Source organism: Goekera deserti (assembly GCF_010685995.1).
Classification (GTDB): Bacteria; Actinomycetota; Actinomycetes; order Mycobacteriales; family Geodermatophilaceae; genus Goekera; species Goekera deserti.
The window spans coordinates 45954-62312 of the sequence record NZ_JAAGWK010000019.1 but is presented as its reverse complement, the minus strand read 5'-3'; the positions used below and the strand labels follow the sequence as shown (position 1 = coordinate 62312).

Annotated in this window: 16 protein-coding genes; 10 read left to right on the top strand and 6 right to left on the bottom strand. The window is 77.5% G+C overall.

The window, feature by feature from the left end; genetic code table 11:
* Window positions 1-113 precede the first annotated feature (113 nt).
* The 7 genes from G1H19_RS24555 (at window position 114) to G1H19_RS13345 (ending at window position 8141) form a co-directional block, all read left to right on the top strand.
* The gene (locus G1H19_RS24555; protein ID WP_162392924.1) at window positions 114-1613 is read left to right on the top strand and encodes an HAD-IIIA family hydrolase; all 1500 of its coding nucleotides are present in this window, start codon (window positions 114-116) and stop codon (window positions 1611-1613) included.
* Window positions 1610-2743 carry a glycosyltransferase family 9 protein gene (locus G1H19_RS13370; protein WP_328593527.1) on the top strand — a complete coding sequence of 378 codons (1134 nt, stop codon included), beginning with the start codon at window positions 1610-1612 and terminating at the stop codon, window positions 2741-2743. Before G1H19_RS24555 ends, G1H19_RS13370 begins: the two co-directional genes overlap by 4 nt.
* Window positions 2740-3720 (top strand): glycosyltransferase, encoded by a 981-nt coding sequence (locus tag G1H19_RS13365; RefSeq protein WP_162392925.1) that lies wholly within the window; start codon window positions 2740-2742, stop codon window positions 3718-3720. Before G1H19_RS13370 ends, G1H19_RS13365 begins: the two co-directional genes overlap by 4 nt.
* Window positions 3717-4976, top strand: coding sequence for a glycosyltransferase (locus G1H19_RS13360; protein WP_202925895.1), 1260 nt, complete (start codon window positions 3717-3719; stop codon window positions 4974-4976). Before G1H19_RS13365 ends, G1H19_RS13360 begins: the two co-directional genes overlap by 4 nt.
* 80 nt (window positions 4977-5056) lie before the next feature.
* On the top strand, window positions 5057-5749 hold the full coding sequence (locus tag G1H19_RS13355) for a D-sedoheptulose-7-phosphate isomerase (RefSeq protein WP_202925896.1): 693 nt from the start codon (window positions 5057-5059) through the stop codon (window positions 5747-5749).
* Entirely contained in the window at window positions 5746-7200 is a 1455-nt protein-coding gene (locus tag G1H19_RS13350; RefSeq protein WP_162392926.1) for a PfkB family carbohydrate kinase, read from the top strand. The genes G1H19_RS13355 and G1H19_RS13350 overlap by 4 nt, the downstream gene beginning before the upstream one ends.
* 5 nt (window positions 7201-7205) lie before the next feature.
* Entirely contained in the window at window positions 7206-8141 is a 936-nt protein-coding gene (locus G1H19_RS13345) for a glycosyltransferase family 9 protein (RefSeq protein WP_152729469.1), read from the top strand.
* A 27-nt stretch (window positions 8142-8168) separates the two neighbouring features.
* On the opposite strand, the gene G1H19_RS13340 is transcribed toward G1H19_RS13345, so the two are convergent.
* The 6 genes from G1H19_RS13340 to G1H19_RS13315 all read right to left on the bottom strand — a co-directional run bounded on the left by G1H19_RS13340 (window position 8169) and on the right by G1H19_RS13315 (window position 14511).
* Window positions 8169-9803 (bottom strand): VWA domain-containing protein, encoded by a 1635-nt coding sequence (locus G1H19_RS13340; RefSeq protein WP_152729470.1) that lies wholly within the window; start codon window positions 9801-9803, stop codon window positions 8169-8171.
* Window positions 9804-9904: 101 nt separating this feature from the next.
* Window positions 9905-11584, bottom strand: a complete 1680-nt coding sequence (locus G1H19_RS13335; protein WP_235928110.1) for a substrate-binding domain-containing protein — start codon at window positions 11582-11584, stop codon at window positions 9905-9907.
* Window positions 11585-11785: 201 nt separating this feature from the next.
* Window positions 11786-12763, bottom strand: a complete 978-nt coding sequence (locus G1H19_RS13330) for a UDP-glucuronic acid decarboxylase family protein (protein ID WP_152729472.1) — start codon at window positions 12761-12763, stop codon at window positions 11786-11788.
* Between the two features lie 92 nt (window positions 12764-12855).
* Window positions 12856-13092, bottom strand: coding sequence for a DUF2630 family protein (locus G1H19_RS13325; RefSeq protein ID WP_152729473.1), 237 nt, complete (start codon window positions 13090-13092; stop codon window positions 12856-12858).
* A gap of 40 nt (window positions 13093-13132) precedes the next feature.
* Window positions 13133-14056 carry a prephenate dehydrogenase/arogenate dehydrogenase family protein gene (locus G1H19_RS13320; RefSeq protein ID WP_162392927.1) on the bottom strand — a complete coding sequence of 308 codons (924 nt, stop codon included), beginning with the start codon at window positions 14054-14056 and terminating at the stop codon, window positions 13133-13135.
* Window positions 14053-14511 (bottom strand): hotdog fold thioesterase, encoded by a 459-nt coding sequence (locus G1H19_RS13315; RefSeq protein ID WP_152729475.1) that lies wholly within the window; start codon window positions 14509-14511, stop codon window positions 14053-14055. Before G1H19_RS13315 ends, G1H19_RS13320 begins: the two co-directional genes overlap by 4 nt.
* Before the next feature lie 11 nt (window positions 14512-14522).
* Between G1H19_RS13315 and G1H19_RS13310 the strand changes: the two genes are divergently transcribed.
* The 3 genes from G1H19_RS13310 to G1H19_RS13300 are packed head-to-tail and all read left to right on the top strand — an operon-like array spanning window position 14523 to window position 16359.
* Window positions 14523-15185 carry an O-methyltransferase gene (locus G1H19_RS13310; protein WP_152729476.1) on the top strand — a complete coding sequence of 221 codons (663 nt, stop codon included), beginning with the start codon at window positions 14523-14525 and terminating at the stop codon, window positions 15183-15185.
* Window positions 15182-15700 (top strand): tRNA adenosine deaminase-associated protein, encoded by a 519-nt coding sequence (locus G1H19_RS13305; protein WP_162392928.1) that lies wholly within the window; start codon window positions 15182-15184, stop codon window positions 15698-15700. Before G1H19_RS13310 ends, G1H19_RS13305 begins: the two co-directional genes overlap by 4 nt.
* Window positions 15697-16359 (top strand): HAD-IA family hydrolase, encoded by a 663-nt coding sequence (locus G1H19_RS13300; RefSeq protein ID WP_235928111.1) that lies wholly within the window; start codon window positions 15697-15699, stop codon window positions 16357-16359. Before G1H19_RS13305 ends, G1H19_RS13300 begins: the two co-directional genes overlap by 4 nt.

Sequence of the window (16359 nt, the reverse complement as noted above, 5' to 3'; positions counted from 1 at the left end):
GGGGCCTCGGGAGTCCGTGCGATCGAGCCTCGACCGTGTCGCTGAACTGGGTGAATCGCAACACTTCAAGGCCGTAGTGTTTTCCCGGCGACCGTGCCGGGCACGAGGCACGGGTGCCCACCGGTCTCGAACAGGTCTCCGTCGTCGTGCCGACCATCGGTCGGCCGTCGCTGGACGCCCTGCTGGACGCCCTCGCCGGTGCCGCCGGCCCGCGTCCGGCCGCGCTCGTGCTGGTCGACGACCGCCCCTCCGGGCCGGTGCTGGAGCCCGCGCGGGCGGGGCTGCCGCCGGTGCGGGTGGTCCGCTCCGGGGGCGGCGGCCCGGCCCGGGCCCGCAACCTGGGCTGGCGCACCGCCCGCACCCCCTGGACGGCCTTCCTCGACGACGACGTGGTGCCCGACCCCGACTGGTACGCCCGCCTGGCCGAGGACCTCGCCGACCTGCCGGACGACGTCGCCGGCAGCCAGGGCCGGGTGCGCGTCCCGCTGCCTGCGCACCGGCGCCCCACCGACTGGGAGCGCGGCACCGCCGGCCTGGCGACCAGCCGCTGGATCACCGCCGACCTGGCCTACCGCCGGTCCGCCCTGGCGGAGGTCGGTGGCTTCGACGAGCGGTTCCCGCGGGCGTTCCGGGAGGACTCCGACCTCGCGCTGCGGGTGATGGACACCGGCGCGCGGCTCGTGGTGGGCCGGCGGCGGATCACGCACCCGGTGCGCCCGGTCGACCGCCGGGTCAGCGTGCGGGTGCAGGCCGGCAACGCCGACGACGTCCTCATGCGCCGGCTGCACGGGCCGGGCTGGCGCGAGCGTGCGGCCGCGCCGGTGGGCCGGCGTCCGCAGCACCTGGCGGTCACCGGGGCGGGCGTGGCGGCGGTCGGGCTGGGCCTCGCCGGGAGGCCGCGGGCAGCGGCGCTCGCCGCGCTCGGCTGGGCCGCCGGCACCGCCGAGTTCGCCTGGGCCCGGATCGCCCCGGGCCCGCGGGACCCCGCCGAGGTGGCCACCATGGCGCTGACCAGCGTGGCCATCCCACCGCTGGCCGTCGGGCACCTGGTCCGCGGGGTCGTGCAGCACCGCCGGGTCACGCCGTGGCGCGGCCTGCCCGACCTGGTGCTCTTCGACCGCGACGGCACCCTGGTGCACGACGTGCCCTACAACGGCGACCCCGATCAGGTCCGCCCGGTCGACGGCGCCCGCGCCGCGCTGGACGCCCTGCGTGCCCGCGGCGTGCGCACCGGCCTGGTCACCAACCAGAGCGGGGTGGGCCGCTGCCTGCTCACCCGTGACCAGGTGGACGCCGTCAACGCCCGGGTCGAGCAGCTGCTGGGGCCCTTCGACACCGTGCAGGTCTGCCCGCACGCACCGGACGACGGCTGCCGCTGCCGCAAGCCCGCCCCGGGCATGGTCACCGATGCGTGCGCCGCGCTCGGCGTGCAGCCGGCCCGCTGCGTGCTGATCGGCGACATCGCCGCCGACGTGGGCGCCGCCGAGGCCGCCGGGGCGGTGGGCGTGCTGGTGCCGACGCCGGTCACGCTGCCCGGTGAGGTGCGGGCCGCCGCCCGTCGGGCCGCCACGCTGACCGATGCGGTGGACGACGTCCTGGCCGGCTCCTGGTGAGCGTGTCGCTCACCGGACCCCGCACCGGCACGTCCGCGCTGCACGTGCGGCGACCGCGGACCGTGCTGGTCGCCCGGCTGGACAACGCCGGGGACGTGCTGCTGGCCGGGCCCGCGGTGCGCGCGGTCGCGGCCGGCTGCGACCGCGTGGTGTTCCTGGCCGGCCCGCACGGGGCCGCCGCAGCCGAGCTGCTGCCCGGCGTCGACGAGGTGCTCACCTGGCGCTGCCCGTGGATCGACCCCGCACCCGAGCCGGTGGACGCCGACGACCTCGCCGCGCTGACCGCCCGGCTGGCCGCACTCGACCTCGTCGAGGCGCTGGTGGTCACCTCCTTCCACCAGTCGCCCCTGCCGCTGGCGCTGGTGCTGCGCACCGCAGGCGTGCCCCGGGTGAGCGCGATCAGCGTGGACTACCCCGGGTCGCTGCTGGACGTGCGGCACCGGCTGCCCGACGACCTGCCCGAGCCCGAGCGCGCGCTGTCCCTGGCCCGCGCCGCCGGCTTCGACCTCCCGGACGGCGACGACGGCCGGCTCGCCGTGCGCCGTCCACTGCCCGCCTCGCCGTACGAGCCCGGCAGCCACGTCGTGCTGCACCCCGGTGCCTCGGTGCCCGCCCGGGCCTGGCCGGCGCACCGCTGCGCGGAGGCCGTCGAGGCGCTGGCCGACGACGGCTGGCAGGTGCTGGTCACCGGGGGGCCGGGGGAGCGCGAGCTGACCGCCGCGGTCGCCGGCACCCGCGGCACCGACCTCGGCGGGGCCACCACCCTGGCCGAGATGGCCGGTCTGCTGGACGGCGCCGCCGCCGTGGTGGTCGGCAACACCGGGCCCGCGCACCTCGCCGCCGCGGTGGGCACGCCGGTGGTGTCGCTGTTCGCCCCGGTCGTGCCGGCCGTGCGGTGGGCGCCCTACGGCGTGCCGACCGTGCTGCTCGGCGACCAGTCCGCGGCCTGCCGGGACAGTCGCGCGCGGGACTGCCCGGTGGTCGGGCACCCCTGCCTGACGTCGGTGACCGCCGCCGACGTGGTCACCGCCGTCCGCACGCTGGCCGGCGACCCCCCGAGCTCCGCTTTCTGTACAGAGAGCGCGGCACTTCCTGTACGGAGAGCCGGATCGTGGAGGAGTGCGACGTGAAGATCCTGCTGTGGCACGTGCACGGCTCCTGGACGACGGCGTTCGTCCAGGGCCGGCACGAGTACCTGCTGCCGGTGACCCCCGACCGGGACGCCGACGGCCTGGGCCGCGCCCGCACCTGGGACTGGCCGGCGAGCGTGCGCGAGGTGCCGCACGACCGGCTGCGCACCGAGCACGTCGACGTCGTCGTGCTGCAGCGCACCCGGGACCTGGAGCTGGTGCGGGAGTGGCTGGGCCGCGAGCCCGGCGTCGACCTGCCCGCGGTCTTCCTGGAGCACAACGCACCTGGAACGGGCCCCGAGGACGGCCCGGTGCCCGACGCCCGGCACCCGCTGGCCGACCGGGACGACGTCCCGATCGCGCACGTCACCCACTTCAACCGGCTGTTCTACGACAACGGCCGGGCACCCACCACGGTGATCGAGCACGGCATCGTCGACCCCGGCGAGCGGTGGACCGGCGAGCTGGCCCGTGCCGCCGTCGTGGTCAACGAGCCGGTGCGCCGGGGCCGCACCACCGGTGGCGACCTGCTCCCCGGCCTGGCCGCCGTCGCCCCGGTCGACGTCTTCGGCATGGGCCTGGCCGGCCTGCACGAGCGCTACGGCCTGGACCCCGGCCGGGTCGCGCTGCACGACGACCCGCCGCAGCACGCGATGCACGCCGAACTCGCCCGCCGCCGGGTGTACGTGCACCCGGTCCGCTGGACGTCGCTCGGCCTGTCGCTGCTGGAGGCCATGCACCTGGGCATGCCGGTGGTCGCGCTGGCCACCACCGAGGCGGTGGAGGCGGTGCCGGCCGCGGCCGGCGTGCTGTCCACCCGGCCGGAGGTGCTGTGGGACGCCGTCCGCACCTTCCTGCACGACGAGGAGGCCGCCCGGCTGGCCGGCAAGGCCGCCCGCGCCGCTGCCCTGGACCGCTACGGGCTGGCCCGGTTCCTGCGCGAGTGGGACGAGCTGCTGGCCGAGGTGACCCGGTGACCGCACGGCCCGGCCGCGCCGCGGCCGGCCGCCGCGCCCGGCCGCTGCGGATCGGCCTGGTCAGCGAGCACGCCAGCCCGCTCGCGACACTCGGCGGGGTCGACGCGGGCGGACAGAACGTGCACGTCGCGGAGCTCGCCGCCGGTCTGGCCCGGCGCGGCCACGACGTCACGGTCGCCACCCGGCGGGACGACCCGGCGCTGCCCGACCGGGTGCTGACCCCGGACGGGTACACCGTCGAGCACGTCACCGCCGGGCCCGCGGCCGTGGTGCCCAAGGACGACCTGCTGCCGCACATGGCCGACTTCGCCGCCCGGCTCGCCGAGAGCTGGTCGGCCGACCTGCCCGACGTGGTGCACGCGCACTTCTGGATGAGCGGGCTGGCCACCCTGGACGCCGTCGAGGCCGTGGGCCGTCCCGTCCCGGTGGTGCAGACCTTCCACGCCCTGGGCGCGGTGAAGCGCCGCCACCAGGGGGCCGCCGACCCCAGCCCGGCCGGCCGGCTGGAGATCGAGCGGGACATCTGCCGCCGCGCCGACCAGATCGTGGCCACCTGCAGCGACGAGGTGTTCGAGCTGCGCCGGCTGGGCCGCACCGGTGGGGTGTCCGTGGTCCCGTGCGGGGTGGACACCGACGTGTTCACCCCGCACGGGCCGGTCGCCCCGCGCGGCCCCCGGCAGCGGCTGCTCGTGCTGGGCCGGCTGGTCGAGCGCAAGGGCCAGGACGACGCCGTCCGGGCGCTGGCCGCCGTCCCCGGCGCGGAGCTCGTGGTCGTCGGCGGCCCACCTGCCGACCGGCTGGACGCCGACCCCGAGGTGGGCCGGCTGCGCGACGTCGCCGTCGAGGCGGGGGTGGCCGACCGGCTGGTGTTCACCGGCAGCGTGGCCCGCGCCGACGTGCCGGCCTGGGTGCGCTCGGCCGACGTCGTGCTCGCCGTCCCCTGGTACGAGCCGTTCGGGATCACCCCGCTGGAGGCGATGGCCTGCGGCCGGCCGGTGGTGGCGACCGCCGTCGGCGGGCTGGTCGACAGCGTCGCCGACGGCGTGACCGGGGACCTGGTGCCCCCGCGCGACCCCGCCGCGCTGGGCCGCACGATCGCCGGCCTGCTCGCCGACGACGCCCGCCGGGCTGCCTACAGCCGGGCCGGGGTGGTCCGCGCCCACGCCCGGTACCGCTGGTCGCGGGTGTGCGCGGACACCGAGTCCGTCTACGCCCAGGTGCTCGGCCGGGCCCGCCCGGTCGACGTCGCCCGGTGACCCCCCCCGACCGACCGACAGCACGCACGCCCGACGGAGCAGACCGTCGCGGCGTCCCCAGCTCCCGTGGAGGTAACCCCGTGAACGTCCAGCCCCTGCGCCACGAGATCGTCTCGCCCGACGTCTGCACGCACCTCACCGGTCACGACCACGTGAGCTCCCTGGCCGCCGCGCTGGCCGACGTGTCCCGCCAGGTCGACCTGATCGACCGCTGGGGCCGGCACGTCGCCGACGTGCTGGCCGGCCCCGGGCGCGGGCGGCTGCTGGCCGCCGGCAACGGTGGCAGCGCGGCCCAGGCGCAGCACCTGACCGCCGAGCTGGTCGGCCGGTACCGGGCCGAGCGCCCGCCCTACTCGGCCATCTGCCTGACCGCGGAGACCTCGAGCATCACCTCGATCGCCAACGACTACCCGCCCGAGGAGCTCTTCGCCCGCCAGGTCGAGGCGCACGGCCGCCCCGGGGACGTGCTGGTGCTGCTGTCGACCAGCGGCCGCAGCCCGAACATCGTGGCCGCCGCCGAGCGTGGTCGCGCCGCCGGGCTGACCGTGCTGGCCATGACCGGCCCGGCGCCCAACCCGCTCGCCGCCGCCGCCGACGAGGCCCTGTGCATCGACTCGCCGTGGACGGCCACCGTGCAGGAGTGCCACCTGGTCGGGCTGCACCTGATCTGCGCCGCCTTCGACACCGCCGTCCTCGAGCGGCTGGACGATGCCGCCCCGAACACCACCGCGGTGCAGGCCCGGCCGTCCCTGGGCGCCGGGGTGGGTGCGTGAGGCGCGCACCCGCCGGCCGAGCGCCGGTCGTCGTGGTCGGGGACGCCCTGCTCGACGTCGACCTGGTCGGTACCGCGCACCGGCTGACCCCGGACGCCCCGGTGCCCGTGGTGGAGGACGTCGTGCGCCGCGAGCGCCCCGGCGGCGCCGCGCTGGCCGCGGTGCTCGCGGCCCGCGCGGCCGGCGACCGCGAGGTCGTCCTGGTCACCCCGCTGGACGACGACGAGGGTGCCGCCCGGCTGCGGGCGCTGCTGGCCGGGCGGGTTCGGCTGGTCGCGATCCCGGCTCACGGCGGCACGCCGGTGAAGCAGCGCGTGCGGGTGGGCGACCAGTCCGTCGTCCGGCTGGACAGCGGGAGCCCGCGGGTGACCCTCGGCGCCCTGCCCGAGCAGGCCCGCGAGGTGATCGCCGGGGCCGCCGCGGTGCTGGTGGCCGACTACGGCCGCGGCACCACCGCCGACCCCGGCGTCCGGGCGGCGCTGCAGGACGCCGGTGGACCGCTGGTCTGGGACCCGCACCCGCGCGGTGCCGACCCGGTGCCCACCGCCCGGCTGGTCACCCCGAACGGCGCGGAGGCCGCCCGGGTGGCCGCCGACGCGGGCTGGACCAGCTCCGGTACCGGGCTGCACGAGGTGCGCACCCAGGCCGAGACGCTGATCCGGCACTGGGGCGTGGGTGCGGTCGCGGTCACCCTCGGCGCGCGCGGCGCCCTGCTCAGCTACGGGGAGGGCACGCCCGTCGTGGTGCCGGCCGAGCCGGCCACCGGTGACCCGTGCGGCGCCGGCGACGCCTTCGCCGCCGCGGCCACCGTGCTGCTCGCCGGCGGGGCGGTGACCGGCGAGGCAGTGGCCGGTGCCGTCGCCGCGGCCTCGGCCTTCGTCGCCCGCGGTGGCGCGGCCGCCTGGGACACCACCGCCGCGACCCGGCCCGCTCCCGGCGACGCGGACGCCGTCCTCGCCCGGGTGCGTGCCGCCGGCGGCACCGTCGTGGCCACCGGGGGCTGCTTCGACCTGCTGCACCCCGGGCACGTGGCCACGCTGCGCGCCGCCCGCGGGCTGGGCGACTGCCTGGTGGTGTGCATCAACTCCGACGACTCGGTGCGCCGGCTCAAGGGCCCGACCCGCCCGCTGGTGGCCGCCGGTGACCGGGCCCGCGTGCTCGAGGCGCTGGAGTTCGTCGACGCCGTCGTCGTCTTCGAGGAGGACACCCCGGCCCAGGTGCTGGAGCGGGTCCGGCCGGACATCTGGGCCAAGGGCGGGGACTACGCCGGCGCCCCGCTGCCCGAGGCCGAGGTGCTGGCCCGCTGGGGCGGCCAGCCCGTGGTCCTGCCCTACCTCGACGGCCACTCGACCACCGCACTGGTCGAACGATCGAAGTCGGAGGACCCTGCTCCCCCCCACGCTCCGCGAGCTCAGCGCGGGCCCCTGCAGCAGGGCCGGGACAGACGCTGACCGCGATGCCGGCGCCGGTGGCGGTGGTGCTGCGGCCGCTGGGGCTGGGGGACCTGCTGACCGGCGTGCCGGCTGTCCGGGGCATCCGGGCGGCGGTGCCCGGGCACCGGCTGGTGCTGGCCACCACCCCGGCGCTGGCCCCACTCGCCGGGCTGGTCGAGGCCGTCGACGAGGTGCTCACCGCCGGTGAGCTGCAGCCGCTGGACTGGGACCGGCCCGCACCGGAGCTCGCCGTCGACCTGCACGGCAAGGGCCCGCTGTCGCACGTGGTGGTGGCCGACCTGCACCCGATGCGGCTGCTCACCTTCGACAGTCCCGGCTACCCCGGGCCGCGCTGGTACCCCGACGAGCACGAGGTGCGCCGCTGGTGCCGGCTGGTCGAGGAGGGCCTGGGCGTCACCTGCGACCCCGACGCCCTGGACCTCGCCGTCCCGCCCGGTCCGCCGGTCGCCGCTGGGGTCACCGTCGTGCACCCCGGCGCGGCCTACCCGGGACGGCGGTGGCCGCCGGAGCGGTTCGCCGCGGTCGCCGCGCACCTCGCCGCGACCGGGCACGACGTGCGGGTCACCGGCGGGCCGGCCGAGCGCGCGCTCGCCGAGGACGTCGCCCGGCGGGCCGGCCTGGACGCCGACGCCGTGCTGGCCGGCCGCACCAGCTCCGTGGAGCTGGCCGGGGTCGTGGCGGCGGCCCGGCTGGTGGTGTGCGGGGACACCGGGGTCGCGCACCTGGCCAGCGCCTACCGGCGTCCCTCGGTGGTGCTGTTCGGCCCGGTGTCACCGGCGCTGTGGGGTCCGCCCCGCCGTCCGCAGCACGTGGTGCTGTGGCACGGCGAGGTGCACGGCGGCGCGGGTGACCCGCACGGCAGCACGCTCGACCCGGCCCTGGCGGCGGTCACCGTCGACGAGGTGCTCGCCGCCCTGGACCGGCTGCCCACCGCCTGACCCGCGCGGCCGGCACACCCGGCGGGGTCAGGTGCGCTGGCGCAGCGCGTCGATCAGCACCGACTCGAGGTCGCGCGGGTCCACGGCGGAGTAGGCGCCGCCCCCGGTCGCGGCGGCGATCTGCTGAAGCGCCGGCAGGTCGGCGTCCGGCCCCAGCCCGACGAGGATGAGCTCGATCGGCCGTGCCGGGTCGGCTTCTGCCGTGAGCGTCCCGAGCAGCTGCGGCAGCGTGATGCCCTCCCGGTCCTCGTTGCGGCCGTCGGTGATCACCACGACGCTGTTGACCGCGTCGGGGTCGAAGGCGTCCCGGGACGCGCGCACCGCTGCCAGTGTCGTGTCGTAGAGCGCGGTGCCGCCCGGGGTCAGCCGGTCGGGCAGGGTCTGCAGCTGCTCGCGCAGGAAGTCGCGCTGGGTCTGCCCGCCGACCTCCTCGTCCAGCTCGACGATCGGGGAGATCACCTGGTGGTCCACGTCGCCGTCCAGTCGGTAGGCGAAGATCCATGCGCCGATCGAGGAGCTGCCCGGGAACAGGGCCAGGGCGTTGGTGGCGGCGTCGCGGGCGAGGGTGGCGCGGGTGCCGCCGTCCCCGGCCGGGGCGGCCATCGAGGCGCTGGAGTCGACCACGGCCAGCAGTCGGGTGCGCCGGGCCAGCTTGTCGAGCTCGTCGAGCACGCCGGTCACCACCGGGTCGGCGAGCAGGAAGACGGCGGGCTCGGCGGTGGTCACGTCCCCGGTGCTGCCCGCGCCCGGCGGGGCGGAGCCGGCGACGTCCCGGAAGCCGGCCGTGGTCGCGGCACCCTGGCCGGCGTAGGAGGTCAGCGCGCGGAGCACCCTCTCGACGGCCCGGCCCTCGCCCTCCGACGTCGCCTCGCCCACCCGCACCACCGGGGCCTCCAATCGGGGCGAGCCGTCGGCGGGGTAGACGGCGACGAGCTGGGACCCGCTGCCGGTGGCCAGCACCTGCTGCTCGGTCATCGGGACGACGGGGGCAGCGGGGTCGCCGAGCCGCGCCGCGGCCATCGCGTCCGCGATGGCGGAGTCGCCGGCGCGCAGCCCGGCCAGGACGGCGGCGATGACCGCGTCGTCGGCGTCCACCCCACCGCCCATCGACGTGTAGAGGGCGGCCAGCGAGGCGACGCCCGCGGCGCTGCGGTCGAAGTCGGGGTAGGCCACCGGCTCGGCGCCCTGCAGGGCCTGCGCCCAGGTGGGCGGCTGGGTGCTCCAGCCCAGCCGGTCGGCCGCGGCCCGGCTGGTGCCCAGCACCAGGGGCGTGGTGGCGAAGGTGCCGGTCACCGCCGTCAGGCCGGCCGGTACCCGGGTGGGCCAGATCGCCGAGTCCGGCACCCACACGTCGGGAAGCCGGGCACCGCGGGTGGCCCGCAGGTCGACGACGGTGTCCGCGGGCTCGGCGGCGGTGACGACGGCGCGCACGCACGGGTCGGCGGTGTCCGGCCGGGCGAACACGGCGGTGACGGCGGCGAGCAGGTCGGGTGCCACGGTCACGTCGACGCGCTGGGGGGCACAGGCAGCGGCCTCGTCGCGGGCCGGGCGGGTCTGCCACACGACCACACCGAGGACGACGGCCACCACGAGCACCGCGGCGGTGAGCAGCGCGGCCAGGGGCAGCCCGGCCGGCTCGTCGCTCGGGGCCTGCTGCGCCATCGGTGCTCCGTGGGGTGGTGGGTGGTCCGGGCGCGGGCCGCCCGGTGGCCGGTCCGGATGCTACGCACCGGTAGCGGTGCTGCGCCTCCCCCGTCCGGGGATCAGTCCCGGTTGGCCAGCGCGTCGAAGAGCACCGTCTGCAGGTCCTCGGGGTCGACGGCGGAGTAGGCGCCGCCGCCGGTCGCGCCGGCGACCTGCTCCAGGGCGTCCAGGTCGGCGTCCGGGCCGAGGCCCACGGCGACCACCTCCACCGGGCGCTGCGGGTCGGCCTCGGCGGTGAGGGTCTGCAGCAGCTCGTCCAGCTGGATGCCGGCGGAGTCCTCGTTGGTGCCGTCGGTGACGACCACGACGGTGTTCACCGCGGTCGGGTCGTAGGAGGCCCGGGACGCCCGCACCGCGGCGAGCGTGGTGTCGTACAGCCCGGTGCCGCCGCCGGTCAGCCGGTCCGGCACGGTGTCCAGCGCGGCGGAGAGCACCGCCCGCTGCGGTCGGCCGTCCACGTCGGCGTCCAGCGTCCGCTGCGGCACCAGCTCCAGCCAGTCCACCTCGGCGCCGTCCGCGGGGCCCTGCAGCTCGGCGGCGAAGACCCACAGCCCGATCGCGGCGGAGTCGGGGAACAGGGTCAGCGCGCTCTTGGCGGCGTCGCGGGCGAGCGTGGCCCGGCTGCCGTCGCCCGCGGCGGCGCTCATCGAGGTGGAGACGTCGACCACGGCGAGCAGCCGGGACGGCGTCGCCAGCCCCGACACCCGGGTGAGCAGCTGGCCCACGACGGCCGGGTCGAGCAGCAGGGACGCCGGGGCCGCCACGCTGACCCCGCTGTCCCCGCCGGCGCCGTCCGGGGCCTGGCCGGTGGTGTCCCGGAAGCCGGCCCGCCGCGCGGCGGTGGCGGCGTCCGGTGAGGTCAGCGTGGCGACGACCGCGTCGACGGCGGCGCGCTGGGCCGGCTCGGGGCTGCCCACCCGCAGGACCGGGTTGTCCAGCACCGGCGAGCCGTCCGCGGGGTACACGACGGCCACGTCGGCGTCGTCCCGGGCCAGCACCAGCGCCTCCTGCTCGGTCATCGCCACGACGGGTGCGTCGGCACCGCCGCCGGTGACCGCCGCGACCGCCTCCTCGACCGGCGGCGTGGCGCCCCGCGCGGCGGCCAGCACCGCGGCCACCACGGCGTTGTCGGCCTCGGGGCCACCGCCGAGCGACGTGCGGGCCGCTGCCAGCGCCAGCAGACCCTCGCTGGCCGTGCCGAGACCGGGGGCGGCCAGCGGCCGGCCGCTGGTGAGCGCCTGGCCCCAGCTCGGCGGGGTGACCGACCAGCCCAGCGCGTCGGCGGCGGCGCGGCTGGTGGCCAGCACCAGCGGGGTGCTGCCGAGCTGCCCGGCCGGCTCCGGCAGGGTGCCGGGGACCTCCGCCCCCGCCCTGCCCCCGGAGCCCACCCGGGCCAGCCAGCTGGCGGAGTCGGGCACCCACACGTCCGGCAGCTCCGCGGCGTCCAGCGCGCCCAGGTCGGCGACGGTCTGCACCGGCTCCTGCGCCACCACGTCGGCGGTGATGCAGGCGTCGGCCAGCGCCCGGTCACCGGCGAGCAGCGACTCGGTCAGCTCACCGAGCTCCGGCGTGACCTGCACCTCGACGGTGCGGCCGCCCGGGCACCCCGCGGCCGTGGTCGAGGTGTCGTCCCACCGCTGCCAGACCAGCAGCCCGGCGGCGACGGCGACGGCGAGCAGGGCGGCGGCGAGGGCCAGCGGCCAGCGACGGCGGGGGTGCTGCTGGGCATGACGCCCCACAAACGGCTCCGTGGTTGTCGGTGCGTCAGCGCGGGTGCCCGGTCCGCAGGTGGGCGGCGGCCGGGGAGCAGGGCTCCGCATCGGCTGCGCCCGGCATGCTACCCACGCCGTCCCGGTCCCTGCACGCACGCACCACCCGCCAAGATGGCCATCTCTGCGGGCCGTTCGTGTCAGTCCTGTCGCCGGGGACGACGGGGTGGGTCAGCCGGCGGTGACCGCCGCGGCCTCCAGCCGGGTGGCGAACCAGTCGACGGTGCGGCGCAGGCCCTCCTCGGAGCTGACCGACGGCCGCCAGGACAGCAGCTCCCGTGCCCGGGTGGTGTCCGGGCGGCGCACCTTGGGGTCGTCCACCGGCAGGTCGATGAACTCGATCGGCGAGGAGGAGCCGGTCAGCTCCACGATCCACTCGGCGAGGCGCAGCATCGACAGCTCGTCGGGGTTGCCGATGTTGACCGGGCCCGCGTGGCCGGAGAAGGCCATCTCCAGGATGCCGCGGGCGGTGTCCTCGACGTAGCAGATCGACCGGGTCTGCGACCCGTCCCCGGCCACCGTCAGCGGGCGCCCGGACAGCGCCTGGCCGATGAACGCCGGGATCGCGCGGCCGTCGTCGGCGCGCATCCGCGGGCCGTAGGTGTTGAAGATGCGCACGATGCCGGTGTCGGTGCCCTTGGACGTGCGGTAGGCCGTGGTCAGCGCCTCGCTGAAGCGCTTGGCCTCGTCGTACACCCCGCGCGGGCCGACCGGGTTCACGTTGCCCCAGTAGTCCTCGCGCTGCGGGTGCTCCAGCGGGTCGCCGTACACCTCCGAGGTCGAGGCGAGCAGGTAGCGGGCGCCCTTGTCGTGGGCCAGGCCCAGGGTGTGCAGCGTGCCGAGGCTGCCGACCTTGAGGGTCTCGATCGGCATCCGGAGGTAGTCCAGCGGGCTGGCCGGGGAGGCGAAGTGCAGCACCAGGTCGACCTCGCCGGGCACGTGCACGTAGTCGGTCACGTCGCAGCGCACCAGCCGGAAGCCGGGGCGCTCCAGCAGGTGGGCCACGTTGTCCGGCGAGCCGGTCAGGAAGTTGTCGAGGCAGACCACCTCGACGTCCCGGTCCAGCAGCTGCTCGCAGAGGTGCGACCCGAGGAAGCCCGCGCCCCCGGTCACCACCGCCCGCCGGATCGTGCGCGCCGGCTGCCCCATGTGTCCGCTCCTCCCCGGCACGGCACCCGCCGCGACCGCGTGATCGTCTACCCGGAGATCATCTCCCCACACCCGGGTCCCCGGCCGGGGGCCTACTGCAGGTAGCTCTCCACCTGCGGTTCCGGGCGGGCGGTGGCCTCGTCGGGGTCCTCGCCGTACTGGCGCTTGGCCCGGCGCTGGCGCAGCAGGTCCCAGCACTGGTCGAGGTCCTGCTCCAGCTGGGCCACCCGGGCGCGCTGCTCGTCGCCGTGCTCGGCGCTGGTCTCCCGCAGCTGGTGCTCCTCGTCGACGAGGGCGTGGATGCGGCTGAGGATGTCCTTGTCGTCCATGCCCCCAGCTTGCCCCGACCGGAGCGCCCGCGCGCCCCGATCAACGGTCGGGCACCCAGCCCTCGACGAACGCAGCCAGCCGCCCGGTGACCGCGCCGCCGGCCCGGCCCACGGCCAGCAGGGCCGTCCGGTCCAGCGGCACCCGCACCGGACGGCGCCCGGCCGGCCCGGCCCAGGCGGCGCGGGCGGCGTGCCCGTCGGCGACCAGCTCCGGCCACGGTCGCGCCAGCTGCCGCTGCACCGCGGCCAGGGCCGTGGCCACCGGGCCGGCGTTCTGCTCGAGCAGGGCGGTGACGAACGCCGGGTCGCTGCCGACCACCCGGGTGCCGTCCCGGAAGCTGCCGGCGCCGAGGGACAGCGCCAGCGGGCCGGCGTCGGCCGCCGCGGCGGCGAGCGCGGCGGCCAGCAGGTGCGGCACGGCGCTGATCGCGGCCACCGCGTCGTCGTGCTCGGCGGCGGTGACCGGCACCACCTCGGCGCCGACGGCGAGGGCGACCTCGGCGACCCGCAGCCACCGGGCCGGCGACGTGCCGGGCTCCAGGCACACCGCCCACCGGGCGCCGCGGAACAGGGCGGGGTCGGCGGCGGCGTGCCCGGAACGCTCCGTGCCGCACATGGGGTGCCCGCCGACGAAGCGGTCCCCGAGCCTGGCGCCGAGGGCCTGCTGCACCGGCACCTTCACCGAGCCCAGGTCGGTGACCGTCGCGTCCTCGGCCAGCTCCAGCCCGTCCAGCGCGGTCGCCAGCACCGGCAGCGGCACCGCGAGGACGACGACGCCCTCCAGCCGGTCGCTGACCCGCACCCCGGCGGCCGCGGCGGCGTCCCGGGCGGCCGGGTCGACGTCCCAGCCGGAGACCGGACGCCCGGCGGCGGCCAGGGCGGCGGCCAGCGACCCGCCGAGCTGCCCCAGGCCGAGCACCGACACCGGCGGCGCCGGGAGCGTCGGCACCGGCAGCCGGCTCACGGCGCCGGCTCCACGGGGGCGGCCCAGGGCGTACCGAGGCGGAAGACCCGGGCCAGGGCGGTGGCCACCAGCCGGCCGTCCTGCGCGCGGGCGTCGATCCGGTAGACCGCCGTCCGGCTGGAGCGGTGCACCTCCACGCCCTCGGCGACCAGCCGGTCACCGGGGCGCCCGGCGGCGAGGAACTCGGTGTGCACGTCCTGGGCCACAGCGAGGGTGCCGTGGCTGTTGCTCACCGCCGCGTGCACGACGTCCAGCAGCGCCATGGTCGCCCCGCCGTGCGCGGCTCCGGCCGCGTTGAGCAGCGTCGGGCGCACCGTCATGGCCGCGCGGGCGTAGCCGGGCCGCACCTGCTCCAGCTCGATGCCCAGGTGGGCGGCCAGCGGGTCGGCCGCCAGCGCCGCGAACAGCGCGGAGTCCACGTCCGGCGGTGGATCGGTGGCCCCGGCGTCGGTCATGATCTCAGGCTATGACCCCGCGCTCCTTCCTGATCACCCCGGAACTGGGCGACTACGTGCGCGCCGGTTCCGAGCCGCCGGACGACGTCGTCCGCGACCTGGTGGCGGAGACGCAGGCCATGGCCGAGCGGGGCGAGGGACGGCCCACCTTCCAGGTGCCGCCGGAGCAGGCGGCCTTCCTGCAGCTGCTGACCCGGGCGCTGGGGGTGCGGCGGGCCGTGGAGATCGGCACCTTCACCGGGCTGTCCGCGCTGGCCATCGCGCGCGGGCTGCCCGCGGACGGGTCACTGCTGTGCCTGGACGTCAGCGAGGAGTGGACCGCCGTCGCCCGCCGGTACTGGGAGCGCGCGGGCGTGGGGGACCGGGTGGAGCTGCGGCTGGGCCCGGCGCTGGAGAGCCTGCGGGCGCTGCCGGCGGAGCCCACCTTCGACCTCGCGTTCGTCGACGCGGACAAGGCCGGGTACGCCGGCTACGTCGAGGAGCTGTACCCCCGGCTGACCGGGAACGCCGTGGTGCTGCTGGACAACACCCTGCGCAGCGGCCGGGTGCTCGCCCCGGAGACCGACGAGGACCGGGCGCTGGTCGAGCTGAACGCGGCACTGGCCGCCGACGAGCGGTTCGAGACCGTCCTGCTGCCGGTGTCCGACGGCCTGACCCTGCTGCGGAAGCGATGAGCGGGCCGCTGCTGCCCAGCTTCGCCGTCCGGGTGCGCCGGGACGGCGACCGGTGGGCCGTCGACCTCCTCGCCCGGGACGCCGGGGACGAGCTGCCGGCGCTGGAGCGGGCCCTCGGGGTGCCGGGAGAGCACGGCTGGCCCGGGCCCTGGGTGGTCGTGGTGGACACCCGGCTGTACTTCGTGGTGCTCGCACACGGGCCGGGCGGCATGGTGCGGGCGCTGCTCTCCGACGTGACGTCGCTGGAGTGGGTGCTCGCCGCCGAGGTGGTCGAGCGGTACGGCATGGCCGCCGGCGAGGACGGCGCGGGCGGGCAGGGGGGAGTCGACGCCTTCGACGACGGCGAGGGCGGGCTGCCCGGCGGCGACCTGGCCGTGTTCGCCGACGCCGGGCTGCCGGCCGACGAGCTGGGCCGGCTGCTGGCCGCCGACGACCTGTGGGCCGAGGAGATGGTGCTGCGCATCGCGGCCCGGGTCGGGTTCGCCGACGAGCTGCTCGCGGCGGCACGCGCGTGAGCGGCGTGCCGGCCGTCTCGGCGGTGGTGTTCGACCTGGGCGGGGTGCTGACCGAGAGCCCGCTGCTGGCCTTCGCCGCCTACGAGGCCGAGGCGGGGCTGCCCGCCGGGCTCGTGGTCCGTTTGAACAGCACCGACCCGGACACCAACGCCTGGGCGCGCTTCGAGCGCAACGAGCTGGACGTCGCCGGGTTCTCCGCCGCCTTCGAGGCCGAGGCCGCGGCGGCCGGGTACCGGGTGGACGCCGCCCGGGTGCTCGCCGCGCTGCGCGGGGAGCTCCGACCGGCCGTGGTGGCCGCGGTACGGCTGTTGCGGGCGGCGGGCTTCCCGCTCGCGCTGCTGTCCAACAACGTGGCGCCGATGGAGCGCACCGGGCAGCTGGGTGAGCTGCTGGCCCTGTTCGACGTCGTGGTGGAGAGCTCGACCGAGGGCGTGCGCAAGCCGGAGCCGGAGATCTACCGGCGCACCGTGCAGCGGCTCGGTGCGGCCGTCGGGCGGCCGCTGACCCCCGCCGACTGCGCCTACCTCGACGACCTCGGCATCAACCTCAAGCCGGCGCGGGCGATGGGCATGGCCACGGTCAAGGTCGTCGACCCGGTGGACGCGCTCGCCGAGCTCTCCGCGCTGACCGGCCTGGCGCTGGCCGGCGGGGACGGGTGA